We start from the raw sequence: 25,163 nt of genomic DNA, 5'->3' as shown, positions 1-25,163 counted from the left end.
ATTGGAAGCTGTCTTTTTTATAGCTGTTAACGTTTTAATTCTAGTTATCTAGTCCAAGAACTCGCATACGTTGGTTAAGTGGCTGATAAATTTTTTCGCCAGCAGGTTCCAAAATATTACCAAACGGCATTTGCGCAATGAGCTCCCAGTTATCAGGAACATCAAATGCGGCGGCGACATCATCATCAATCAATGGATTATAATGCTGCAAGCTAGCACCCACGTCCAAGGTATGTAACTCTGTCCACAGCGCATACTGATGCATCGCTGAGGTTTGATGCGCCCATAGCGGGAACTTATCTGCATATAGTGCAAACTTATCTTGTAGCGATTTTACAACTTCTTTATCTTCAAAAAACAGCACAGTACCCGCGCCTGCTCGAAAGCCATCCATTTTTTGCTTACTACTTGTAAAGTCAGCGTCACCAACCTCTTGACGCAGTTTGGCTTCGGCAATATCCCACAACTGTCGATGTTTCTTACCAAATAATACAATCAGCCGCGAGGATTGAGAATTAAAAGAAGATGGCGTATGTAAGAGTACACGCTCAGCAATATTGACAATCGCCTGTGGCTCTACTGGCAGCGCATTGCCTAAGGCATAGATAGTACGGCGTTCATCGAATGCTTGTTGTAAGCTCACTAGAGTCTCTGTAGTCATCTATATTTTCCTCATTATTATTTAGCATTTTATTGATATTTAGTATTTTATTTAATGGTGTTATTCGGTATATAGTATTAAATACGGTCACTATTATACCAATATTCTTAACGATTCGTCGTTACTGTTAATTTAATTTTATTAATAGTCTTGTAACCACACTGTCCTTTTCACTCTAAATATTCTTTTATTACTTTAGATTTTAGTCATTACTTTTAGCCGGCAACGATAGTTACTGGTGTACCTTCTATCACCTGTTCGAACAGCTCGATGATATCTAGATTGCGCATGCGGACACAACCGTGCGAGAGTGGCATATCCATAGGCTCATTATCAGGTGTACCGTGAATATAAATGTAGCGCTGATAGGTATCACAGCCGCCTTGACTGTTACTGCCTTTATTGACGCCTTCTTCTAAACCTGCCAGCCATAAGATACGACTGAGTATCCAATCGCGCTCAGGATATTGCGCACCAAAAGCAGCGCTGTAGATTTCTCCTGTCGGTACACGTCCGACAAATACGGCATTGATAGGCTGTTCGCCACCTATCTTTTCAGCGATAACATGTTTGCCAAGCGGGGTACAACCACTATCTTGCTGACTACCGATACCATTTTTGGCGGTTGAGATATCATAATGACCTATCTCTTTATCATGCTGATAAACGCTCAACGTCTGCTTTTCAATGTTAACAATTAGACGTAAAGCGGCATCTTTTATATTGTTTTTACTGGCACTATTTATCATTAAGCAGTATCCGTTTTTGATTATTATTAATTTTATTAATGAGAAACTTCACTTGTGAAAGCATTCGTAAAAGAAAGTATCTGACCTTTATCGTAATGCTGACCCAAAAAAAACAGAGACATCACATCTCTGTTTTTTATTTTAAGTTAAATAAGTCATTGTAGAATTGACAAATACCTATTTAGACAAATCACGACCACGGCTGGCTTCAATAGCCAAACGTAGACCATTTAGACGAATGAAACCTTCGGCATCTTTTTGATCATACGCACCAGCATCATCTTCAAAAGTAGCGATTTTTTCATCGAATAGTGAATCGTCTGACTTACGTCCAACGACGCTCACAGCGCCTTTGTACAATTTCACGCGAACCGTACCGTTGACGTATTCTTGTGATTTATCAATCAATGCCTGTAGCATCATACGCTCAGGACTGAACCAGTATCCGTTATAGATAATTTTTGCATAGCGTGGCATTAGTTCATCTTTTAAATGTGCGGCTTCACGGTCAAGTGTTAACGATTCAATACCGCGATGCGCTTTAAGCATAATCGTACCTGCTGGCGTCTCGTAGCAACCGCGTGACTTCATACCCACGTAACGGTTTTCCACGATATCTAAGCGACCAACGCCATGCTTACCACCAATGTCGTTTAACTTAATCATCACTTCAAATGGCTTGAGTTTTTCGCCATCAATCGCAACGATATCGCCTTTTTCGTATTCTAATTCTAGATATTGCGGTGCGTCAGGTGCTTCTTCTGGGCTAACTGACCAACGCCACATATCGTCTTCTGCTTCGGCATAAGGATCTTCTAGAATGCCACCTTCATAAGAGATGTGTAAAAGATTGGCATCCATTGAATACGGTGATTTTTTCTTATTACCGGCATAGTCGATAGCAATATTATGTTCTTTAGCATATTCCATCAAGCTTTCACGGCTTGACAAGTCCCACTCACGCCAAGGGGCAATCGTTACCACATCAGGCGATAAGGCAACAGCGCCAAGCTCAAAACGTACTTGGTCATTACCCTTACCAGTTGCGCCATGGCTGATAGCATCAGCGCCATGTTCTTTAGCAATCTCAACCAAACGCTTGGCAATAAGCGGACGCGCAATAGATGTGCCTAATAGGTATTCGCCTTCATAAATGGCATTGGCACGGAACATTGGGAACACATAATCACGCGCAAATTCTTCACGTAAATCTTCAATATAGATATCTTTGATACCCATGGCTTGCGCTTTGGCACGTGCCGGCTCAACTTCTTCGCCCTGACCAATGTCAGCGGTGAAGGTAATTACCTCAGCGTCATAGGTATCTTGCAGCCATTTGGCGATAATAGACGTATCCAAACCGCCAGAATATGCCAAGACGATTTTATTAATATTTTTTGGATCTAGCTTAGCCATGAAAAACTCCTGATATGGGCTGGTAATTGTAAAAATCATGCAGAAAAATGACACGAATAAACAATAATTCGTAAGAATCAGACAAAAGATAGGATGTCTACTCAGTGTACATCATATTTAGGATAGGCAAAAGTGCAACCACGGTATGACGTTGCTATTTATTGCAAGTTTATCTTATATTTGCAGCCAAGCTTAAGCGCTTATTCAGTCGAACAGGCAAATCTGTTATTATAACAGCAGACTAAATGCTATCATTATATGACCTGCAATTCGCCTGTTTCTCCCCGTATTTTATGATATAGAGCACTATGACCCCTATGAATAATTCAATTAGAGAGTTAACCCTTCTGCAGCCAGACGATTGGCACATTCATTTACGTAATGGTGATGCCTTGGCGACTACTGTACCGCACGCGGCAACCAGTTTTAACCGCGTTATCTGTATGCCCAATCTTGTACCACCCGTTAAAAATGCCGATGATGCCCGCGCCTATCGTGAGCGCATTTTGCATCAGCTTGCTGACAGTAATATCAGTGCCGATCGTAAAGCGACCTTTGATCCACGCATGACCTTATATATGACTGACCATACCTCAGTTCAAGATATCGAAATCGCAGCGAAATCAGGTATTGTACAAGCCGTTAAGCTCTATCCTGCTGGTGCCACCACCAATTCAGCCGATGGCGTCACCGACATTCTTGCTTGTGCTGATGTTTTTGCAGCGATGGAAAAGTATAATTTACCGCTATTGCTTCATGGTGAAGTAACTCACGCTCACGTTGATATTTTTGACCGTGAAAAGCGCTTTCTAGATGAAGTCTTAGTACAAATTATTGCTAATTTCCCCATCCTTAAAATTGTACTAGAACATATCACTACCAGCGATGCCGCAGATTTCGTCCTTGCGCAAGGCAATCAAGTCGCTGCAACGATTACCCCGCAGCATATGATGCTCAATCGCAACCATTTATTACTAGGCGGCATCAAGCCACATTTGTATTGCTTACCTATTTTAAAGCGCGAAACGCATCAAAAAGCCTTATTAAATGTAGCAACCAGTGGCAGTTCGAAGTTCTTTTTAGGTACAGATTCAGCCCCACATGCCACAGATAAAAAAGAAGCCGCTTGCGGTTGTGCGGGCTGCTATAGTTCCCCAACCGCCCTACCGCTATATGCCACTGCTTTTGATAGCATCGGTAAAATTGATAAGCTAGAAGGCTTTACCAGTCGCTTTGGCGCAGAGTTTTATGGACTACCAGTCAACACCAATACTGTCACATTAATCAATACCCCGATGCAAGTCCCGACACATTACCCGTACTTTGATGGCTCAACACTCACGCCACTAATGGCGGGTGAAACATTACCTTGGTCGATTAAAGGCTAATAGCTATTTTACGCTGCGCGATAATATAAGCATATTGCCTGTATTATTGAGCTTAATTATCGCGCTTATTTATGACGTACGACCTGCCTATTATTTATTCAATATATAGCCCAACCGATATAAGCGATTTAACTTGTTATGACCAACTCAAATAATACTGCCCCAGCTACTGATGATTTGCCAAATAATGCTTATATTCATGAAGAAAAATCAGCGGCAGAAACAGCAGCAGAAATATTGACACCAATGACTTTAAAAGAACGCTTTCGCAAATTTTTACCCGTGGTTGTCGATGTTGAAACGGCCGGTTTTAACGCCCAGACCGACGCGCTATTAGAAATTGCTTGCATACCGATATTGCTAAACGAGCACGGTATATTTTATCCAGGTGCCGCTTTAAGTGCTCATATTGAGCCTTTTGCAGGGGCAAATTTAGAACCAAGTGCCCTAGCTTTTACCGGTATTGACCCTAATAATCCGATGCGCAAAGCGATTGCTGAAGATGAAAAAACCGCACTACGCCGGATTTTTAAAGGTCTAAAAGAAGTACGCAAAGAAGAAGATTGCCGTCAATGCGTATTAATCGGGCACAACGCCCACTTTGACTTAAATTTCTTAAATGCAGCCGTCCTACGTACCAATAGTAAAAACCACAATCCGTTTCACCAGTTTTCCGTATTTGATACCGTTACCCTATCAGCACTGGCATTTGGACAAACTGTACTAGCGCGCGCGTGTAAGGCTGCTGGGCTTGATTTTGATGGCAACCATGCACACTCTGCACTATATGACACCCAAAAAACAGCCGAACTGTTCTGTCACATTCTTAACCTCTATCCAATGTTGCCCAACGCTTTACTAGTTGCCGCGTCTGATACGGATAGCAGTGATATCACCGATACAGACAGCTCACAACAATAACTAAACAATAGCCCTATTATTTTAAATTATACTTATTATTAAGTCGCTTGAAGATTTTAAAGAATTTGCGTCGTTCAATATTATTTATATCCTATTTGTTAGTTCTGTTACGGCAATAAATTGTCAGGGAGGACGTTACTATGGAACCGCAACACATTTTATGGGGCACAATTATTGGTTACATGATGTTTGCTTTAACTATTAGCACTTGTACTTCTTTATGGATTCGCCATCATTTAAAGAGTAATGACTTACATCCACGTCGCGCTATCAAAAAAAGATATTTAATGGCAAAAAGGCGGAAAAAATATTTAAATGCAAAAAACATTCGAAAATAGCTTGACAGTATTTAGCTTTCCTATTATTATATGCACCACTTCAGCGTAAACAGTGAAAGTAGCTGAAGCATCACTAGTCCCCATCGTCTAGTGGCCTAGGACACTGCCCTTTCACGGCGGTAACCGGGGTTCGAACCCCCGTGGGGACGCCATATATTAAAAGATTATTATTAGATTTACTTGATAATAATCTTTTTAAAACCCTCAAAATCTTATAAGTTTTGAGGGTTTTTTTATGTCTGTTATTTTTTATAAACCATCTCTTTTATAATATATATTTTTTAACAGCTATATAAATTTTCCACAAAAGTAAACAGCAAAAAAGCCAGCAATATGCTGACTTATATCATAAAAACTTATCGTCTATCAAAGTAGTATTCACAAAAAATAGTATTCAAGGCAATATTAAAACTTTCCTGACAACATAAACCACAATAGTGCGATCACAATTAACGCCCCTAACACGGTCTGAATTAAGAAAAAGGCTTGATGTTGTCCCACGACTTTAGTAAGAGTAATCCCTAGAGCATTATATTTAACAGGTTGAATATCCACCTCGCCTAATTGCGCTTGGTTTTTATAATAGCGCTGTAGTAAGCCTATAAATTGCTCGACTTCTTCCATACTCCAAGAATAGGGTTTAAAGGGCATTAGTTCTTTCATTTTAGGATCTTTAAATAACCACCTTTCGAGAACTATAGAGCGCAGTGACCAGCCTTGAAAACGGCGTACATCAATTTCTGAAAAGTCTAATATCTGCAAATCTTTATGCCGATTATCAATTAATAATTGATTTTTTAGATTGGTCAACGCCTGCTCTGTTCCTTCAATATACTGAAAGAAATATCCATTACCATAACAAAGAATACCAGTAATATTATGGTCTTTATTATTTTTGATAGAGGTTTTGGCGATATCATTAAGCGTGCTCGCGCCTGTAAGACCTATTGAAGTAATACGGCTTATATATACGAACTGGTACAGGTCTATCACTTTCGAGCTTGTCATGTCTGTGAAAGTCGACAATCAGCTTCTCCTTATTATTAAGCCAATTTGAGCGAACAAGTTGGCTGATAGCTATCAGACGATAGTATAGAAGCAGATTTCAATACAAATCGGCTTCATATACCATTGTTTTTATAGGGGAATTATAATTATTGTATTAACTTGGTTACATCATAGGTTAGTTCAGTCAACAAAGCAATTTATTACGATAATACAACAATACATTATTGTAACTTAAAAATAATAAATAAGTAGTCTATATTCGAAAAAACGAATATATTATCTAGAGAGTGAGAAAACCTCAATATAATGGTAGCAACAGTTTTTCGCTAACGGGATATTTTAAAATAGGCAAGATTAAAATATGAAAATATAAATCTACTTATTAACGCTGACTATCAAGAATGGCGGCTATCAAAGTCGCATCATCGGCATAAGTAAGCTTAATATTCTGACGACTTCCACTAACCAGCCGAATAGGTAAAGCGAGATACTCAAAAGCACTGGCTTCATCAGTAATAGATAGCTGATGCATGGCAACATAAGCCAATACCTGACGCAACTGACTCACGCGGAAGACTTGCGGCGTTTGCGCTTGCCACATATCCGTGCGATCAATCGTGCGCGCAGCATAATGCTGCTCATCATTATTAGCGTCAGGAACTGGACTGGACTGAGACTGCTTTAGTGTATCGACAACCGGCGTGGCTAAAATAGCGCCATAAGGTTCAAGCATGGCTGCCTCAATGACATGATCAATATCGCTACGAGGTACAGCAGGACGTGCGGCATCATGAATAAGAATTAAGTCCGAGTCTTCGGCACCTGCAGCGACGATAGCTTCTAAACCTGCGAACACCGACTGCCAACGCTCTGCCCCACCCGTGGTGTATTGAATAGGCATTGCAAAATCAAGCGTTTGCGCGGTGCTATCATTAGCGGCAATCACTAATAAACACTGCTCAATATACGCACTGCTCGCCAATCTAGCGACACTATGTTGCAATAAGGTTTGACCAGCAATCGGTAAATACTGCTTGGCTATAGAGGCACCGAAGCGACTACCGCGACCAGCTGCGACAATCATAGCGTGCACTTGAGGGTTCGTATTCATGATGACATCGTCACAGGATAAGGCTAAGCTTATGAGAAGAACGTATAGACATAGCAGAAAAAAAACAGGAAAGGTAAACTAATAAAGCTAGCAACAGAAGATCATTAGCGACTATATGTCGTAGATGCAGTGGATACTTGGACAAAAGTCTCATGCGGTTTGATTAGACCTAAGTCTAAACGCGCGTGCTCTTCTACTGCCTCCAGACCATTCTTTAAATCATGGACATCAGTACGCAATAAGTTATTTTCAGAAATCTGATTACCATTTAAGCGTTGCTGTTCTTCAATTTGTGCCAGCAACTTATTATGCTCAAAATGCCCATTCTCACCCATCCAATACTGATATTGCATGCCTAACAGCACGATAATTGCTAAGGCAAATAACATAAACTGGCTAAAATATTTCATAGAAAAATAACGCCAAACACTGAGAAAATGAGAATAAGAAGTTTAAAGGAAAAATACCATACTACTAAAGCCGTAAACCTACTTGGCAGCATACGAGGATAATCACGATATATTGCCAAGCAGTATTTTAAACCATTTATTGTTTAACCACGTAAACCAATAAACTCTTCACGACCACGGTAGCTGGCGCGAACTTGCTGTTCGATACGCAGCAGTTGGTTATATTTTGCGACGCGATCTGAGCGGCACAATGAACCGGTTTTAATTTGACCAGCAGCCGTACCCACTGCTAAATCAGCAATGAACGTATCTTCGGTTTCGCCTGAACGATGCGAGATGACCGTTGCATAACCATTCTTTTTCGCTAAATAAATGGCATCTAGCGTTTCTGAAAGTGTGCCAATTTGGTTGAATTTAATCAAAATAGCATTGGCAATATGCTGATCAATACCTTGCTGTAAAATAGTCGGATTGGTCACAAACAAATCATCACCAACCAACTGGACTTTATCACCAAGCTGCTGAGTCAAATATGCCCAACCTTCCCAATCTGACTCATCAAGACCATCTTCGATAGAGATAATCGGATATTGACGGGCAAGACCGACTAAATAGTCTGAGAACCCTTGGCTATCGAAAGATTTGTTGCCTTCACCTGCCAACACATATTTACCATCTTTATAGAATTCACTGGCAGCACAATCTAGCGCTAGATGAATGTCTTCGCCAGCCTTGTAACCTACTTGTTCAATGGCTTGCATGATAACGGTAATGGCTTCTTCATTGCTACGTAAATTAGGGGCAAAGCCACCTTCATCACCGACTGCCGTATTTAGACCTTGTGATTTTAATACTGATTTTAAGCTATGAAAAATCTCAGTTCCGGCTCGCAGGGCTTCTGAAAAGCTGCTAAAACCAACTGGCTCAATCATAAACTCTTGGATATCAACGGTATTATCCGCATGCTCGCCGCCATTGATAATGTTCATCATCGGTACAGGCATGGTGAGTGAGGTCTGATTACGCAAGTTTGCGATATACTGATACAGTGGCAAACCTTGTGATTTTGAAGCAGCTTTAGCGGCAGCAAGTGACACGGCTAATATGGCATTGGCACCAAGATTGTCTTTATTTTCGGTACCATCAAGGGCAATCATCGCATCATCAAGACGCTGCTGTTCGGTAACATCGGTGTTCATAAGTGCGGTGCGAATTTCGCTATTCACATTGGCAACTGCTTTTTTGACGCCTTTACCCATGTAACGAGCTTGATCACCGTCACGTAACTCAAGCGCTTCGCGTGAGCCAGTTGACGCGCCACTAGGAGCGACTGCACGACCAATGGTGCCATCAGCCAAGATAACATCGGCTTCAATCGTTGGGTTACCGCGCGAGTCTAAAATCTCACGAGCGCGAATGTCTTTAATTTGAGAGACGTTTGTGGTTTCTTCAGCGTACATGATGTCTGTTAATTCCTTTGGTCATGCCAGGTTTATGGGATAAAAAAGAGGCAATAGCATAAAAACGTAATCAGCAACTCATTGCCAAAACTGCTTATTTAATTAAATGATAAGGTCAATAATAGATCAGTTTTGGTGTCTGATTATACTTACTAATAGTGTTTGGCATCATAGCATAAATTCAATAAAACATCGCCCATCTTGAGGCACGCTATGCTGGCTTTAATCCGCTATGATTTAATCAGCTATCAATTTATGCTTGTTTATGAGTATCAGATGCAGCCATAGTTTCAGTCATCGCTTCAGTTATCGCTTGAGCATCATGACCTTCAACTTTAGTGGTAAATTGGGTTAAGCGCAACGCATTCATTAATACAGAGATGGAACTTAGCGCCATTGCTGCTGCGGCAATCATTGGGTTTAAAAAGCCAAACGCTGCCAGCGGAATACCCAGACAGTTATAAATAAAGGCAAAAAATAGGTTTTGTTTGATATTGCGTACGGTCGCTTGGGCGATTTTTTGGGCGGCATCTATATGCATGAGTGACTCGCCCATTAATCTTGCTGAGGCGCTATGCTGCGCGACATCTGTGCCTTCGAACATCGCAAAGCTGGCATCTGCTGTTGCCATCGCTGGCGCATCATTCACGCCATCGCCTGCCATGGCTACTTTATGACCTGCAGTTTGTAATTTGGCAATGCGTGTGGCTTTATCACGCGGGCTCATGTTGCCATAGGCGGCTTGAATGCCCAATTGTGCAGCAACATGATCAACGACTGACTGCTTATCACCACTCATCAAAATAACATTAATACCAGCATCTTGTAGTGTCTTAATCGCTTGCGGGGTATCGGCTTTTAAATCATCCGCTAAGGCAAAAGCGCCCAACGGCTCATCATTAATACTTACCGCCACCGTACTGGCAATTTGCCACACTTTAGGCATTAATTTTGGTAAGTTCAAATTAGCAAATTCTGCACTACCTACTTTTATAATACCAAGACCATCAATAGTTGCTTGAATACCAGCGCCTTTAATTACACTGATATGAGTGACCGGTAATAATGATAAATGACGTTGTTTTGCTGCATTGACCAATGCAGTTGCTAAAGGGTGACTGGCATGTACTTCAACACTAGCAGCCAGTTGCAGCACCTCATTGACTGCGATTGAACTGTCCACCATCACCTGACCTACGATGGTTGGTTTACCAATCGTGAGCGTGCCCGTTTTATCTAACACGACGGTATCGATATCGCCTGCCGCCTCTAAACTTTGCGCGTCTTTAAACCAAATACCATGTCGTGCAGCCACGCCCATACCCGCCATAATAGCGGCTGGCGTTGCTAAACCAAGGGCACATGGGCAAGCAATAACCAACACGGACACCGCATGCATCAACGCAGTGTCAACCATACCGGTTAACCACCACGTTAAGCCAAAAGTAACCAATGCAATCGTAACCACGACTGGCACAAAAATCGCGGTGACTTTATCAGCAAGACGCGCCAGCTTCGCTTTAGATCCTTGAGCATCGTTGAGCGCTTGTACCATATCACCAAGCTGAGTATCCCGACCTTTGGCACGTACACGGTACAGTAAACTGCCATTTTCGACCAATGCTCCTGCCAGCAGCTGACTGCCCTCTTGTTTTTTGAGTGGCACTGATTCGCCAGTCAAATGGCTTTCTATACAATAGCCTGAACCATCAATGACGATACCGTCTGTGGCAACGCGACTGCCATGTTTGGCACGTAAGATATCACCCACTTGCACATCAGTCAGTGCTACATTGTGAAAATCACCATTCGGCTGCTGTTGCTCGACCGTATCTGGTGTTAAAGACAATAATAAGTCGATACTGTTTAAGCTATGCTTTTTGGTACGCTCCTCTAAATACTTGCCTGTACGCACAAAGGTAATGACCATTACCCCTGCTTCAAAATACACCTCAGCGCCATGCTGCGCGGCGTCCTGCAACATATTGCCCATGCTACTGTCGCCATGCGTCAGCCAAATATAGGTTGAATATGCCCAAATGGTGACCGTACCAAGGACAACCAGCACATCCATATTTGCCAAGCCACCTTTGATAGATGCCCACGCGCTTTTATAAAATGGTAATGCCAAGCCAAATTGAACAATCGTTGCTAAAACAAACTGTATCCACACCGGCGGCATCAACGCCATACCAAAACCCGCCACCATGCCTACCATACCAACTAGAAAAGGTACTAAACATACCCAAAGCGCAATCAGTCGCCACGACAGACGATGCACCGTATCTTCATCCTTTTGAACAAACAACGCTTCAGTGCCCTGGACATTCGCGACAAAGCCTGTTTTATTCACCCATTCTGTAATTTCTATAGCAGTTGTCTGCGTTGGGTCGTAGTCTACGTTTGCTGTCTCACCAGCAAAGTTCACACTGACCTCATAAATAGCAGGCTTTTTATTCAGTACCTTTTCGATTCGCGACGCACACGCTTGACAAGTCATGCCCTCAATCGCCAACTGCAAATGCGCCCGTTGCGGCGGCAATTGACTATCAGCTTGGATATCAGTCTCTAATTGGTAGGACTGGTCAGGGTCAGTGCGGATGGAATCATTCATAGAGAAAACTCGTTATGGCAATTACAAAAATTAAAAACAAATAGAGAAGCGATATATTAAAGCGCTACTGCATTAAAGTATTCAGTGGACATTAGATATTAGACTGCTGGCTAAATTTTCAAGTGGGATTTTTTAAACCGCTCATATTATACTAAAAAACATATCCAATCGTAATTGGTTATGAGCTGCTATCAGCTGATATGCCGCTATGCTCATCATTGCAAAAATAACTAATTAAAAAACCAGCTTCAGAAGCTGGTTTTATGATAAATATTCGCAGTTTACGAATTAACTACTATTGCATCGAAACCTGCATCCTCAATTGCCGCAGCAATGTCTTCAGCACTGGTTAAGCTATCATCAAAAGTGACGGTGGCTTGATTATCAGCAAGCTCGATACTAATCGTCGTTAGACCGTCAATACCAGCAGTGGCAGTATGTACACTTGCCACGCAGCCGCCACAAGTCATGCCATCAATTTTAATGATACGCGTTTGTTCTGCCATCTTAAACTCCTTATTACTATCAGATTTGATTTCTTATTTATAAACGTCTAGTGATGATGTGGGTTCTGTGGAGAGTCAATAGGAAACGGCTGAGTCACATAATCCACCATACTAATTGCAGCGGTAAATGCATGAATACTGGTTTCGGTATCCTCATAGCGTACGGTAGCAATGTTCCTAGCAGCATCAAGATCAATGGCTGTCACGCCATGAATATTCTTTAAAGCCACCATTAAGCTGTCGAGACCCTCTGCATCATCAATATAGTCGATACTTACTTGTGCAATTTGAATCGCCATGAGCTTCTCCTTTTATTTAGATAATTAATGAGTATCTAGAACATCAAAACCTTTTACCAAGTCATCAATCTGCTTTATCTGTTGCAAAAAGGGTTCTAACTGGCTCATGCGGAGCGCACAAGGTCCATCGCACTTTGCGGTTTCAGGACTTGGATGCGCCTCCAGAAACAATCCAGCTAAGCCTGTTGCTATGCCCGCACGTGCAAGCGTAGTAATCTGCTCGCGGCGACCGCCAGCGCTGTCACTACGTGCGCCCGGTTGTTGCAAACTGTGCGTCACATCAAAAAATACAGGCACATTCATCTGCTTCATGGTATCAAAGCCTAACATATCAACGACCAAATTATTATAACCAAAGGCACTGCCACGCTCGCATAAAATCAGCTTATCATTACCCGCTTCAAGGCATTTATTCATGATATGGCGCATCTCATGCGGCGCTAAAAATTGGGCTTTTTTAATATTAATAATCGCGCCCGTCTTCGCCATTGCTTCCACCAAATCTGTCTGTCTCGATAGGAATGCAGGCAGTTGGATAATATCCGCCACTTCAGCCACAGGCTGTGCTTGATACGGTTCGTGCACATCGGTGATAATCGGTACTTGGTATTTTTCTTTAATTTGCCCAAGCCAATCAATGCCTTGCTCTAAACCGGGACCCCGAAACGAAGTCAAGCTTGAACGATTGGCTTTATCAAAGCTGGCTTTAAATACATAGCCGATACCTAAACGTTGACAGATATCAATATATTGCTCAGCAATCTCAAATGCCAATTCTCTTGATTCTAAAACATTCATACCGCCGAATAATACAAAAGGTTGGTCATTACCAATAGTGATTGCGCGTTCTTTATTAGGCGTATACAGCTCAATATGCGACTGCGCGGTGATTAAATGTTCCATAAAATACTGCCCTCTTTCTTATTATCAATTGTCTTCCGTCTATTGTAACTGATAGCAGACTTAAAAAAAGTGCCTCCACGTAACTAAGCAATAATCACGTTATCATTGTTTAAATAATTTAAGAAATGAAAGATAAAAAAAGACCAATCCGCAGACTGGTCTTTTTATCGTAACGTAACGTTTAGCTTTAAGCCGTTAATAACTCAACATTATCTGCTGGCGCTATAATTTTTTGCCGCTTTAACAAAACTATTAAATAATGGATGACCGCCACGTGGCGAGCTGGTGAACTCCGGATGGAACTGCACGGCAACAAACCAAGGATGATCGGCAAGCTCAACCGCTTCCACCAAATGCTGCTTGGCTGAATAACCAGAGATACTCATACCTGCTTGTTCTAATGGCTCAATATAACGATTATTCATCTCATAGCGATGGCGATGACGCTCAGTAATATTGGTCGCGCCATAGATTTGCGCAAGTTTGCTACCAGCAACCAATTCGGCTTGCTGTGCACCCAGACGCATGGTGCCACCTAAGTCAGAATCATCACTACGGATTTGTAACTCACCGCGCTCATCTAACCATTCGGTAATCAAACCAATAATAGGCTCAGCCGTTTTACGGTCAAACTCAGATGAATTGGCATCAATATTAAGCACGTTGCGCGCATATTCGATCACGGCTAACTGCATGCCCAAGCAAATACCTAAATAAGGCACCTTGTTTTCACGAGCATAAGTGATGGCTTTCATTTTACCCATCGTGCCACGCTCACCGAAACCACCGGGCACTAAAATAGCATCAGCATTGTCTAATTGCGCAAGTAAGCTATCATCATCTTCCAAACGTTCGGCATCGATATAGTCAATCTTAACCGCCGCTTTGTGGACAATACCCGCATGCAGCAAGGCTTCATTAATTGATTTATACGCATCCGGCAGCTCGACGTATTTACCGACCATGGCAACCGTTACGGTAGATTCTGGATTCAGCTGTGCTTCCACCACTTTATCCCAATCACTCAAATCGGCTTCTGGCACATCAAGTCCAAAGCGCTCACAAATCAAATCATCCAAATCTTGCTCGTATAACGTGCGTGGAATCTGATAAATACTCTTGGCATCTTCACACATGATGACCGCCCGTTCTTCAACGTTGGTAAATAGCGAGATTTTGCGGCGATTGTCTGGTGAGATTTCATGCTCTGAGCGACAAATCAAAATATCAGGTTGTAGACCAATAGAACGCAGCTCTTTTACCGAATGCTGCGTCGGCTTGGTTTTTGTCTCACCAGCACTGGCAATATAAGGTACTAGCGTTAAATGCATCAGCATCGCTTTGTTGCGACCTAGCTCTACTTGCATTTGGCGGACTGCTTCCATAAACGGTAGCGACTCGATATCACCGACCGTACCGCCAATCTCAATGATAGCAACATCGTATCCTACGCCACTAGCGATAATCTTACTCTTAATCTCATCGGTAATGTGCGGAATAACCTGTACCGTACCGCCTAAATATTCACCACGACGCTCTTTATTCAGCACGTTTTGATAGATGCGACCACTGGTAAAGTTATTACTCTTGCTCATTTTTGAGTGGCGCAAGAAACGCTCGTAATAGCCCAAATCTAAATCCGTCTCTGCGCCATCTTCAGTGACGAATACCTCACCATGCTGAAACGGACTCATCGTACCCGGATCGACGTTAATATACGGATCCATCTTGGTCATCGTCACGCTCACACCACGGGCTTCAAGGATCGCAGCAAGAGAAGCGGCAGTAATACCTTTTCCTAGTGAGGACACTACCCCACCGGTCACAAATATAAACTTGGTCATAGCACTCTATCGGTAATTGGTAAAGAAGGATTTTACTAAAAATACGCCACAAAATATAGGGCAAAAGCACAAACTCTTTCAAACTCTTAAATTTTAATGTCTATCTAACCTATCGTTGCCACCCTTTAAAAGGTGATAATAAAAAACTCACCACAAAGGATGAGTTTTTTATCACGACATTACTAATAACCTTAACAAGTGTAGAGTGAATTTAGAACTTATATTCTAAACCACCGCCCACTGCAAAGACATTAATATCGGAGCTGATAACATCGTAACGCTCGAACTTCTCTTTACCTGCGCCGTTAATTTTGTTTACTTTTCCAACCGCTACATAATCTGCTGAGTTTTTACCGACATAAGCATGAGCAATGACGTTTTTCTTAAACTTGTATTTACCACCCAGAACGATTTGGTCAGAGTTAGAATCACTAAAACCGTTTAGATTATCCGTCTTATTATATTGCATATAAACTGAAGCAGGCTTGGTAAAATTTGTCAGACCCATTTCGCCACTAACTACTAGACCTTTTTCTTTTTTAGAACCAACAAAGTCATAATCCGCTTGCTGATACATGACACCCATTGTGAGCGGTGCCGCGATATACTTACTCAAATCAGCGCTTGCCGTAGCACGGATAACATCACCACCATAATTTACTTTATTTTTTTTCTTTGGATCTGTTGGATTTAGCAGATTGATATCATCATCCATATCCATGTCTTTACTATAGGCAATACCGGCAGTAAAGCCAGTGCCTTGATCAAACATTAGTGACGCACCAAAGCCATTACTACTGTCTTCGAACTTTTCGTCAGCCGCATACTGTAGCGCTAGCTCTAGTGGTAAATCTTTATACTTAGGCGCAATCCAAACAATTGAATTATTTTGACGTGAATCATCCAGCATATTTAGCGCGCGAACTTCATTTTCGCTTTTCAGCTTACTATCGCCTAGGTTATCCCAGTAACCTTCGGTTAAGCTGACGTTATTCACATAACCAAGCACTGATGAGTTACGACCAACGCGGAATTCGCCGAGCTTTTTGTTCGCCACACCTAAATACGTATCACGGCTTTTAAAGGATTGGTCATCACCATCGACACTAGTACCATATTCCAACTTATAAACAACGTCCGTATTGGCCGTTATTGCCTCAGAGCCTTTAATGCCCAAACGTGAAGAATGTGAGTTAATCTCTACTCCCTTCTCATTATAATCTGTTAAAGCTTCTGCGCGCTCATTGGCATTGAGCAGCGTCTTAACATCTGCATCAGAATTAACATAATCAGCAGACATAAATATCTTGCCATAGATTTCTGGCTTAGCTTGCGCAGTAGATATAGATAAAACAGCAACTGCTGACGTTAATAATAGTTTTTTCATGGGAATATCTCAATTTTAAAAATTTAATCATGGGCTGCTTTTAGAAGCAAAAACCCACAATGCTATCGCCACTAATATCCGCAAGTGTCAGGTATAAACGATCACTGAGATTAGTCAGAAGTAAGTGTGACAGGAGAGTATTACGATGAAAGGGAACTATATTACTTACATAAGTAAAACTATAAATATAACGATCATATAAATTTACGACTTTAAAGCGTTCAAGCGTAACAATCATTGCCAAAACTGTACTTCGGCGACAAGAATAACAACTTTGACATAATTTGCAACATATTCATTAAATAATAACCACGCGCTTGTACACCAGTAAAAGAGCACGCTTGCCGCCGTTATTGAATGAGATATGATATTAAGAACGAAAAATAAAGATACGTGGCTGCAAACTAATAAAGCAATAGCTCACTGTCTGTGGGCTATTGCTTTATATAGCTAAATTATATTCTAAACCGCTTTACCTCTAATGAGACTTAGCACTGGCTCTTTGCTTAAACACCAATAAACAGACAACTATAAACACGAGCAATGCCGCTGATGCACCAAATCGGCTCAATGCAAGCCCGCCATGATCAACAGGTTTATCTAAAAAATCCCCTAACACTGCGCCTAATGGTCTAGTGAGAATGAACGCTGCCCAAAATAATATAGTTTTCGAAATATTAGTCCAAAAATGTGCCGCTGCGATGATCGCTAATAAGCTACCAAATATAATGGCGCTCATGGTATACCCCATGCCTTTCGTATCGGCTACCCAATCTCCAAGTGCTGTACCCAACGTTTGCGAAAACATAATCGTTGTCCAGTAAAATATTTCCGCCTTGGGTGAGACAATACTATCAACGCTGATACTGCCCATCGTTTTGCGCCAAACGAATAAACATAGTATCAACATGGCGAATAATAATGCTGACCCACCTGCATAGCCAATACCTAATGATCGATCAACAAAATCTGCAATCGTTGTCCCTAGCGTAGTCGTAGCAATAATCGTCAGCCAATAAAGCCACTTATTAAACCCTTTTTCTTTGATTTGTGTCGCCACTGCGACGGCAAATATGACCGCGAATATTGCGGTACTGACGATATATCCCAAGTTAAGCGACATGGATAGAGAATCACCAGCCGTTTCGCCTAAAGTAGTCGCAGCCACTTTAATGATCCAAAATAATAAGGTGACCTCGGGTACTTTTACTAATGCTTGCTTGACATTATCCATGTAATCATCTGAAATGTGTTTGTCCATTTTTAGACCTCTCTCATTTATTATTTTGACGTCATAATTCTAAGTAATAAATTTATTTCCCTTATAAGCAGTTTTTATACTAAAAAACCACCTTATCTTAGCTCTAATATAATGACACCAAAGTCGTTAAGAAAATGTAAAGAGACACAAAAAAAGACCTATCAATTTTGATAGGTCTTTTTTTATATGCTTACTGTATGTCAAGCAAGTAACTTACAAGCCGTTTAGAATTTGTATTCTAGACCAGTACCAACGACCACAACTTTAGCATCGCCGTTAACAAGAGTCTTTTTATCATCTACATCTACATAAGTAAGACCGATATTATCCGCTTTATTTACACCAGCATAGGCATGAGCAATAATGTTGTCTTTAAACTTATATTTGCCACCAACAACGATTTGATTAGATTTAGCATCGTCGAAACCATTTAGGTTTTTAGTGTTGTTGTACTGAGCATAGATAGACGCTGGATGAGCAAAGTTTGATAGACCCATATTAGCGCTAACTACTAGACCTTTCTCTTTAGCAGAATTATTACGATCATCATAATCAGCTACTTGATATAGCGCACCTAAGGTTACAGGAGCTGCTACATATCTGCCTAAATCAACAGTAGCGGTACCGCGAATGATATCACCGTTAATATTTTGGTCTTTATCATAAGCCAAACCAGCAGTGTAGCCTGTACCTTGATCAAACATCAATGCAACACCAAAGCCTGCATTATCATTACTGTTTTGATCGTCAGAGCTGTACATTGCAGAAAGCTCTAATGGCAAGTTTTGGTATTTTGGTGCAGTCCAGATCACTGAGCTGTTGATACGCTTACTGTCAGCCATATTCAATGCATTAACAGTTTGGCTTTCCATGGAGTTATTACCCATGTTATCCCAATAGCCTTCGTTCACAACAACGTTGTTAATTCTGTCTAGGCTAGATTGGTTTTTACCAACACGGAACTCACCGAACTGCTTGTTAGCCAAACCAAGATACGTATCACGGTTAGAGAAAGTAGCCTTATCACCGTCAATACTTGTGCCATACTCTAAACGATAAATAACATCGGTATTAGCCGTCATCGCTTCAGAGCCTTTGAAGCCAATACGTGAAGAATGAGAGTTGATTTCTAGCGTATCTTCACTGACATTACTGGCAGCCAAAGTAGATGAGTCAAAGTCAGCATTGACGTAGTCAGCAGCTAAAAATGCTTTACCGTAAACAGTTGGTGCTGCGTTGGCTGCAGATACAGATAGAGCAGCTATTGCTGAAGCTAGAAGTAATTTTTTCATGGGGATATCTCCACTTTACAATTTTAGTAATGGGGCGCTGTCATTTAAGCCAGAACCCCAAATGGTATCGTCACAAATCCTCAAAGATATAATGTGTAACTGGCTACCGCAATGAGTCAGAAACAAGTGTGGCGAAGTTCTATTACCGTAAGATGAAAAAACTTTAACTTACATAACTCATACTACTAATGTAACTATTATGTAAACTTAAGCTCTTAGCGCTTTACTGTGTAACATACGTTACCAAACTCATACTTCGGTTACAAGCATAACAACTTTGACATAATTTGCAACATTTTTTTTAGCGTTATACTTCAGATATTTTTGTAAAAATACGAATAATAATCATCTACCGATATGCTCTTTACCATAAAAAATCCACAAAAAAACACCCCTACTCACGCGAGCAAATAGTGGTGCTAAGCGCCTTCCAAAATGATGAAACGCGCTAGAAATTAAGATACCAAAATCAGGTGCTAGCCCAACTTATAAGCTGCCTTTTAACGCGCGACGGGCGTGGTGTAGTAGAGGCTCAGTATAGCCACTTGGCTGCTCACGACCTTTGAAGATCAAATCACAAGACGCTTTAAAAGCGATAGAGTGTTCAAAATTGGGCGCCATTGGCTTATAGCAAGGATCATTGGCATTTTGCTCATCGACGACTTTTGCCATGCGTTTCATGACTTCCATGACCTGTTCTTCAGTGACGATACCATGTAGCAGCCAGTTGGCTATATGCTGACTTGAGATACGCAAAGTCGCCCTATCTTCCATCAGACCCACATCATGAACGTCAGGTACTTTTGAGCAACCAATGCCTTGGTCTACCCAGCGTACGACATAACCTAAGATACCTTGCGCATTATTTTCAAGCTCTGTTTGTGCCTCTTCGATAGTCCACGCAGTGTCTTTAGCCAATGGAATGGTCAAGATATCATCTATGTTGGCGCGTTTACGTGATTTTAAGCTACTTTGGACTTCAGCGACATTGACCATATGATAATGAATACTATGCAGGGTCGCACCCGTTGGTGACGGTACCCATGCTGTATTAGCACCTGCTTGTGGATGGGCAATTTTTTGCTCCATCATCTCTTTCATGTCATCAGGACGCGCCCACATGCCTTTACCAATTTGCGCATGACCTTGCAAACCCGTCTCTAATCCAATGTCTACGTTCCACTGTTCATAAGCCGGTAGCCATACTTGCTCTTTCATTTTAATTTTACGTACGAATGGTCCTGCATTCATACTGGTGTGCATCTCATCACCGGTACGATCTAAAAATCCGGTGTTAATAAAGATAACGCGCTCTTTGGCTTGGCGAATGGCTTCTTTTAGATTCACCGTCATCCGGCGTTCTTCATCCATAATGCCCATCTTAAGGGTATAACGCGGTATATCTAAAATATCTTCGGATGCGGCAAATAAATCATTAGCAAATTTAACTTCATCAGGACTATGCATTTTTGGCTTAACGATATACATAGATCCGGTACGCGAGTTTGATAACTTAGTCTTACCTTTGATGTCGTTTAAGGACATGAGTGGCGTGATTAAGGCATCCATAATGCCTTCAAAAACCTCTTCTTGACCATCCCCTAAGTCAACGAGGATAGACGGATTTTGCATCAAATGACCCACGTTACGAATCAGCAATAATGCACGACCTGGCAAGATTAGTTGACCGCCCTCTGGTGTCGTATATTCTCGATCTGGATTTTGTTTACGAGTTTGTACTTTGCCATCTTTTTCGAAGCTTTCTGCCAAATTGCCATTCATAAGACCAAGCCAGTTGCGATACACGGCAACTTTACCATCAGCATCGACCGCCGCAACGGAATCTTCACAATCCTGAATCACACTGATAGCAGACTCAAGCAACACGTCTTTAATAAATGCAGGATCGTCTTTACCAATAGGATTGTTGGCATCAATCTGAATCTCAACGTGCAAATTATTATTCTTTAACAAGATACCGGTTAGGCTATTTGCTTCGCCAACATAACCAACAAGCTTGCTAGGATCTTGTAGCGTGGTAGTGCTACTGCCTTGAGTCAGAACAAGTTTACCGTCAATCACGGCAAAACCAGTCACATCATTATAAGAACCTGTGGCTAGCGTAAAATGTTCATCTAAGAAATTTTTAGCATAGGCGACAACTGCTGCACCGCGTTTTGGATTATAAGCGCGTGTGGTCTCTTGACCATTGTCTTCACTAATAACATCCGTACCATACAGCGCATCATACAGACTGCCCCAACGTGCGTTCGTGGCATTTAGCGCATAGCGAGCATTCTTTACCGGTACGACAAGCTGCGGTCCTGCAATATCCGTAATTTCTTTATCGACATTTTCAGTAGTCACCGAAAATTCATCACCTTCTGCTAGCAAATAACCGATATCTTTTAAGAACTGCTTATAAACAGGATAATCAATTTCACCGTTTTTGGCAGGATGGTCTAGATGCCACTGATCAATCTTGGCTTGTAGTTCAGCACGAGTTGCCAGTAGCGCCTTATTGCGTGGTGTTAATTCCTTGACGACCTTCTCAAAACCCGCCCAATAACTCTCCGAATCGACGCCGACCGTTGGCAGGACTTCATTTTCAATAAAGTCATACATCAATGGATCGATAGCAAGAATGCCTTTTTGGATACGATTAGCGTGAGAAGCCTGGCTCATAGTGGTGTCCTTATCGGTTCGGGAGGGGTATTGATGTTAGTTTATTATGTCGGCTATCTAAACTAATGAACGCTTATATCAAGCTAAAATTAATGAGAAATTACACTTACATTCTGTATGCACATTTTATATAACAAAGGCTAGTCAGAAATTGATAGTCATTGGCATACTGGCGATATTTGAAAAAATTCTTAAACAAATGCCTATATGACGCCCTATAGCAAATACACATATCACTCTGCTATCACTTTAGTCATATAACAGAATACAAATCGCTATCTTCACGCCACTCTTATCCTGTTGTCAAAACATAATGAGTAATACATGGCGATGCAGGGCATTAACTGTCACTTGAAATTTAACACTTATTTAATCAATAAGGGCTAATACCAATCAATAGTAAGACAAAATGTCTCAAAAACAAAATGTATCGTACTATCATATAAGAAAATAAACAAGGAAAGACCATTCACAAAATAAATAATGAAGTTTTATAATAATGATACCCTAGAGGCTATCTGCCTTTGGCAGTATAATATTGCTTACTTTACAAGATGACTAACGAGTAAAGATAAACTGTAAGTAATCGTTACAATCCCTATTTATAATTAAACATTATAAATAGGGTAATTTTCACTCAAGTATTCCACCCTATCCTTATTGACGCTCTTGTTTAATTGAACCTATTGTTCAATCGACCCTATTGTTTACTCAGATAAGCAACGTAGCCGTTTCAATCAATAGTGATAGGATCAATTATTTACATAATGATTTTTAATATAGGCTTTTGAGATTATGAGTACCCATCAAACCAGTATGCTGGAAATAAATGCGCAACCAGAAGACAGTGTCGACATTACTCAGCTACGGACACCCATAAAAGTTGATCTCACGCCTATCTATGCATTCTTAGGAAGCAGAACCTCACAAGCATGGGTCAATGCCGCACTTAATAATTTGCCATTAATTATCCAAGACCATGCCAACTGCGAAAAAAAAGCCGCAGGTACGGCAATGAATCTGATATTTCGCTATGAATTTTCTTATGATTTGCAGCGTAAGCTTGCGCAGTTAATTCGTGAGGAGATGCTGCACTATGAGCAAGTACTGGGTATCATGAACGAGCGCGGACAAGAGTGGAAGTATCTAAGTGCGGGGCGCTACGCCAAAGGTATGCTAAAACATAAGCGCACCCATGAGCCTGCTGCCATGGTCGATGTGTTGATTATTGGTGCGTTTATTGAAGCGCGCTCTTGTGAACGCTTTGCGGCGTTGGCAGCGGAGATTGATGAGCCACGCTTGGCAAAATACTATCGCTATTTATTAAAATCTGAAAGTCGTCATTTCGAGGATTATTTGATGCTAGCACAATCCTTGTCTGAGGATAATATTGATGAACGCGTTGCCTTCTTTAAAGAAGTAGAATCTGAACTGATAACCAGTCCTGATAGTGAGCTTCGTTTTCATAGTGGTGTGCCCGCTTAACTCTATCTATGAACCATATAACAGCCGTAAAAAAGCAATACCATCGCTAATATAAGTTATATAGCAGATGGTATTGCTGATTATTTATATCTACTAATTACCTTTATAGCTCTTTATAGCTGTTATTTACTTTTAATCTTTCTCATCAGGGTTTAAAACCCGCCGTTGGGCATTATCAATAGTGGCATAACGATTCATATCGTTTATCTCTTCACTTTTTGGCGCATTACTACTGACGGTATGCTCATTAATATTGTCATCAAATGGATTACCTTTTTGGTCACGGTGATCGGTCTGATGAGCAAGATTGTGACCATCATCAAGATATTTTGAACCGACTACCGTTTCTCGGAGAGTCTCCGTACCTTTATGGATAGGAGCATGGCCTTCAATATCACTATCGGTAGACATCACATTATAATGATTATGATGAATGCCTGCATGGCTATGCTCTTCATGATCAGGATCATCACTAACATATCTAGCGCCTATCACCGTTTCTTGAAAAGTTTCTGTACCCTTGTGATTATCATGATCTATGTGATCGTCATGCTCTACAATATGATGCTCTGAATCATGGTTGTGCTCTAAAGGATGAGTATTGCTGTCAACAATACGGGTTTTAGTCAATGCCGGATCTTTAGTTTGCATAATAGTGTCCTTAAAAATAGTGTCATTAAAAGTATTAACTTACTACCATTAGAATCTAAATTATCACTAAAACTGCTGTTGTCCGTATCAGACAGAATTTGTCTTTACGACTCAGAACTATAAAAATTTTAAGGGTTTAATTGCACCTTGCTGTCTGGCTACTATCCCTATCTTCCTACTGTTTTAATAATTCACTTTTAATTATTCATTGCCTTTTCGGCTCAAGTCGAAAGCATTTAATTCACCAACATTTTTGCCGCCATCGGGCAGATTTTCTTCTTTACGAGGATCAGCGTATATCTCATCGGTTTCCTGAGATTTTTGCTGTGGACCTTTGATATCTGGATCGTATTTGCGACCCTCATAACTGTCTTTGGGGTTATCTGGTGCGAGAGCGGCAGGGTCATTAACGATTACGGCTTCTTCATTATTAACAGTTTTTTTATTAATTTCTGGCTGCATGGTCATCATTAATTCCTCGTATATGTATATATAGAATAAAAACTGAATAGATAAGGTGAAAGCTTATATGACGGTTATATAACTATTATTTATCAGTACGAACGTCTTCATCAATAAATGGTGTCTTTTGCGCGTCAGTTAATGGTTCGGGTGCATCAGCTTGTTTGTTATACTGCAAGTTTTGTTCAATTTGCTGAACATCTGCATTATCAGCAGCTTTTTTAATGTCTGACGTATCGTTATTGGTGGTACTCATTATGCTTTCCTTTATTATTAGTCACTTTTATTATTAGTACTTTTAATAGCTTAATT

Annotated in this window: 23 protein-coding genes and 1 tRNA gene; 5 read left to right on the top strand and 19 right to left on the bottom strand. The window is 41.0% G+C overall.

Features of this window, described 5'->3' with window-relative positions:
- Positions 1-40: 40 nt before the first annotated feature.
- The 3 genes from AOC03_RS09725 to AOC03_RS09715 form a co-directional block, all read right to left on the bottom strand.
- Entirely contained in the window at positions 41-661 is a 621-nt protein-coding gene (locus AOC03_RS09725; protein WP_062535499.1) for a nitroreductase family protein, read from the bottom strand.
- A 215-nt stretch (positions 662-876) separates the two neighbouring features.
- Complete coding sequence (locus AOC03_RS09720) at positions 877-1,410, bottom strand: L,D-transpeptidase (protein ID WP_062535497.1); 534 nt, start codon at positions 1,408-1,410, stop codon at positions 877-879.
- Positions 1,411-1,587: 177 nt separating this feature from the next.
- Positions 1,588-2,826 (bottom strand): argininosuccinate synthase, encoded by a 1,239-nt coding sequence (locus tag AOC03_RS09715; protein WP_062535495.1) that lies wholly within the window; start codon positions 2,824-2,826, stop codon positions 1,588-1,590.
- 317 nt (positions 2,827-3,143) lie between these two features.
- On the opposite strand from AOC03_RS09715, the gene pyrC reads away from it, so the two are divergent.
- From pyrC to AOC03_RS09700, 4 genes are all read left to right on the top strand, one after another.
- Positions 3,144-4,214, top strand: a complete 1,071-nt coding sequence (gene pyrC / locus AOC03_RS09710) for a dihydroorotase (RefSeq protein WP_062536711.1) — start codon at positions 3,144-3,146, stop codon at positions 4,212-4,214.
- Positions 4,215-4,460: 246 nt separating this feature from the next.
- Entirely contained in the window at positions 4,461-5,135 is a 675-nt protein-coding gene (gene rnt / locus AOC03_RS09705) for a ribonuclease T (RefSeq protein ID WP_062536704.1), read from the top strand.
- 140 nt (positions 5,136-5,275) lie between these two features.
- Positions 5,276-5,473 carry a hypothetical protein gene (locus AOC03_RS12690; protein ID WP_157049310.1) on the top strand — a complete coding sequence of 66 codons (198 nt, stop codon included), beginning with the start codon at positions 5,276-5,278 and terminating at the stop codon, positions 5,471-5,473.
- 76 nt (positions 5,474-5,549) lie between these two features.
- Positions 5,550-5,625: transfer RNA gene (locus AOC03_RS09700), tRNA-Glu, on the top strand.
- Between the two features lie 253 nt (positions 5,626-5,878).
- Here the strand turns inward: AOC03_RS09700 and AOC03_RS09695 are convergent.
- From AOC03_RS09695 to AOC03_RS09635, 13 genes are all read right to left on the bottom strand, one after another.
- A complete protein-coding gene (locus AOC03_RS09695) occupies positions 5,879-6,499 on the bottom strand; it encodes a BLUF domain-containing protein (protein WP_062535493.1) in 621 nt (206 codons plus the stop codon).
- 364 nt (positions 6,500-6,863) lie between these two features.
- The gene (gene ispD, locus AOC03_RS09690; RefSeq protein WP_062535491.1) at positions 6,864-7,592 is read right to left on the bottom strand and encodes a 2-C-methyl-D-erythritol 4-phosphate cytidylyltransferase; all 729 of its coding nucleotides are present in this window, start codon (positions 7,590-7,592) and stop codon (positions 6,864-6,866) included.
- Positions 7,593-7,696: 104 nt separating this feature from the next.
- A complete protein-coding gene (locus AOC03_RS09685; protein ID WP_062535489.1) occupies positions 7,697-8,002 on the bottom strand; it encodes an FtsB family cell division protein in 306 nt (101 codons plus the stop codon).
- Positions 8,003-8,145: 143 nt separating this feature from the next.
- Positions 8,146-9,462 (bottom strand): phosphopyruvate hydratase, encoded by a 1,317-nt coding sequence (eno, locus tag AOC03_RS09680; RefSeq protein WP_062535487.1) that lies wholly within the window; start codon positions 9,460-9,462, stop codon positions 8,146-8,148.
- A gap of 253 nt (positions 9,463-9,715) precedes the next feature.
- Complete coding sequence (locus AOC03_RS09675; RefSeq protein ID WP_062535485.1) at positions 9,716-12,076, bottom strand: heavy metal translocating P-type ATPase; 2,361 nt, start codon at positions 12,074-12,076, stop codon at positions 9,716-9,718.
- A gap of 281 nt (positions 12,077-12,357) precedes the next feature.
- Entirely contained in the window at positions 12,358-12,582 is a 225-nt protein-coding gene (locus AOC03_RS09670; RefSeq protein WP_062535483.1) for a heavy-metal-associated domain-containing protein, read from the bottom strand.
- 47 nt (positions 12,583-12,629) lie between these two features.
- Positions 12,630-12,881, bottom strand: a complete 252-nt coding sequence (locus AOC03_RS09665; RefSeq protein ID WP_062535481.1) for a hypothetical protein — start codon at positions 12,879-12,881, stop codon at positions 12,630-12,632.
- Positions 12,882-12,905: 24 nt separating this feature from the next.
- Positions 12,906-13,784 carry a 3-deoxy-8-phosphooctulonate synthase gene (kdsA, locus tag AOC03_RS09660; RefSeq protein WP_084785834.1) on the bottom strand — a complete coding sequence of 293 codons (879 nt, stop codon included), beginning with the start codon at positions 13,782-13,784 and terminating at the stop codon, positions 12,906-12,908.
- A 209-nt stretch (positions 13,785-13,993) separates the two neighbouring features.
- Entirely contained in the window at positions 13,994-15,628 is a 1,635-nt protein-coding gene (locus tag AOC03_RS09655) for a CTP synthase (RefSeq protein ID WP_062535478.1), read from the bottom strand.
- A 211-nt stretch (positions 15,629-15,839) separates the two neighbouring features.
- Positions 15,840-17,015: a porin gene (locus AOC03_RS09650; protein ID WP_062535476.1), complete on the bottom strand. Its 1,176-nt coding sequence runs from the start codon at positions 17,013-17,015 to the stop codon at positions 15,840-15,842.
- Positions 17,016-17,493: 478 nt separating this feature from the next.
- A complete protein-coding gene (locus tag AOC03_RS09645) occupies positions 17,494-18,276 on the bottom strand; it encodes a hypothetical protein (protein WP_157049309.1) in 783 nt (260 codons plus the stop codon).
- A gap of 224 nt (positions 18,277-18,500) precedes the next feature.
- A complete protein-coding gene (locus AOC03_RS09640; protein ID WP_062535474.1) occupies positions 18,501-19,568 on the bottom strand; it encodes a porin in 1,068 nt (355 codons plus the stop codon).
- Between the two features lie 486 nt (positions 19,569-20,054).
- Entirely contained in the window at positions 20,055-22,253 is a 2,199-nt protein-coding gene (locus AOC03_RS09635; RefSeq protein WP_062535472.1) for a malate synthase G, read from the bottom strand.
- Between the two features lie 816 nt (positions 22,254-23,069).
- Here AOC03_RS09635 and AOC03_RS09630 point away from each other — a divergent pair.
- Complete coding sequence (locus AOC03_RS09630; RefSeq protein ID WP_062536698.1) at positions 23,070-23,738, top strand: tRNA-(ms[2]io[6]A)-hydroxylase; 669 nt, start codon at positions 23,070-23,072, stop codon at positions 23,736-23,738.
- A 132-nt stretch (positions 23,739-23,870) separates the two neighbouring features.
- Here the strand turns inward: AOC03_RS09630 and AOC03_RS09625 are convergent, their stop codons facing one another.
- The 3 genes from AOC03_RS09625 to AOC03_RS12795 all read right to left on the bottom strand — a co-directional run bounded on the left by AOC03_RS09625 (position 23,871) and on the right by AOC03_RS12795 (position 25,107).
- Entirely contained in the window at positions 23,871-24,389 is a 519-nt protein-coding gene (locus tag AOC03_RS09625; RefSeq protein WP_062535470.1) for a hypothetical protein, read from the bottom strand.
- Between the two features lie 201 nt (positions 24,390-24,590).
- A complete protein-coding gene (locus AOC03_RS09620) occupies positions 24,591-24,860 on the bottom strand; it encodes a hypothetical protein (RefSeq protein ID WP_062535467.1) in 270 nt (89 codons plus the stop codon).
- 76 nt (positions 24,861-24,936) lie between these two features.
- Positions 24,937-25,107, bottom strand: a complete 171-nt coding sequence (locus tag AOC03_RS12795; RefSeq protein ID WP_204247907.1) for a hypothetical protein — start codon at positions 25,105-25,107, stop codon at positions 24,937-24,939.
- Between the last annotated feature and the right edge of the window lie 56 nt (positions 25,108-25,163).

This window comes from Psychrobacter urativorans, from assembly GCF_001298525.1.
Classification (GTDB): Bacteria; Pseudomonadota; Gammaproteobacteria; order Pseudomonadales; family Moraxellaceae; genus Psychrobacter; species Psychrobacter urativorans_A.
The sequence above is the reverse complement of the archived record's forward strand: the minus strand, read 5'-3'. Positions and strand labels throughout refer to the sequence as shown.